The following is a 1,304-nucleotide window of genomic DNA, read 5'->3' as shown; positions in this document are numbered from 1 at the left end:
CGGCTCCCCGGCCTGCCGCCGCGACTCGGACGCGGCATCCGTCGCCCCGCCGCGACCCTCGTCCGAGTCCGCGTCCGCCTCGGTCCGCTCCGCCGGCTCCGAGCCGACCAGGACGCGCTGCTGCGGGAGCGCCGCGGCGTCCTGCTCTCGGATCCACTCGACGAGGTCCTCGCGGACCAGGCATCGGAGGTCCCACAGCGCCGCCGAGTCGGCCGCGCTGACGAGTACGCGGACCCGCACGAGCCCGCCGGTCGCCTCGGTGACCTGCAGCACCTTCGTGCGGCCGTCGAAGAGCTCCTCTCCCTCGAGGACCCGGTCGAGCTCCTCGCGCATCGCGTCGGTCGAGATGCGCCAGTCGACGTCGAGCTCGACCGAGCCGACGAGGGCGCTGCCGTACTTCGTCCAGTTCTGGAACGGCTTCGTGGTGAAGTACGTGCAGGGCAGTACGACGGTCCGCTCGTCCCACGTGACGACCACCACGTAGGTGAGGGTGATCTCGCGGATGCGGCCCCACTCGCCCTCGACGACCACGACGTCGTCGACGCGGATCGCCTCGCTGAACGCGATCTGGATCCCGGCGAACATGTTCGCGAGCACCGACTGCGCGGCGAGACCGGCGACGATCGACGCGATTCCGGCGGAGGCGAGCACGCTCGCACCGACCGCGCGCACGCCCGGGAAGGTGAGCAGGATGGCGCCCACCGCCAGGATCACGATGACGACGACCACGAGTCGCCGCACGATCTGGAACTGCGTGTGCACGCGTCGCGCGACCCGGTTGTCGGCGACATCCAACCGGTACCGGCTCACGCCCATGTCGGCGAGGAACAGGAACAGCTGCGCGACCAGCCAGGCGCCCGCCGCGATGATCGCGATGAGGAAGGCGTGGTCCACGGGGGGCCGCCAGCTCGCATCGGGGAACGCGAGCGCGATCGAGATCCACGTGCCGGCGACGAGGAGCACCGTCCGGAACGGCCACCGCGCGCGGCGGATCAGGATGCCCGCCCAGTCGCGGCGGCGCGAGACGGCCCGCACGATGATCGAGGCGATGGCCGAGATGATGAACGTGGCGATGACCGCGATGACGAGCGCGATCGCGAAGACCAGCGTGGTCTCCCAGGTCGTGGCGTCGGGCATGGCGGACTCCCTCCGGTCGGGCTCCCCAGCGTATGCGGGACCCCCGTGCGGCGTGCAAGCCGAGCGAGGACCTCTCGGGTCATGCCCAGCCCGCGCCGGGGCGACGGCCGGAGGGCGGTGCGCCGCGGTCGCGGAGCGCGGGCGCAGGGTCAGGTCGCGTCGCGGGC

The 1,304-nt window shown here is 72.4% G+C and carries 1 protein-coding gene; it reads right to left on the bottom strand.

Annotated features, from left to right (window positions below):
• Nucleotides 1-1,137: mechanosensitive ion channel family protein (locus tag ESO86_RS17140; protein ID WP_129235982.1), on the bottom strand; the 1,137-nt coding region annotated here is incomplete at its 3' end.
• Between the last annotated feature and the right edge of the window lie 167 nt (nt 1,138-1,304).

The sequence above is a fragment of the Agromyces binzhouensis genome (genome assembly GCF_004135055.1).
In the GTDB taxonomy this organism is placed as follows: Bacteria; Actinomycetota; Actinomycetes; order Actinomycetales; family Microbacteriaceae; genus Agromyces; species Agromyces binzhouensis.
Note: the sequence above shows the minus strand (reverse complement) of the source record. Positions and strands in the feature narration are given on the sequence as shown.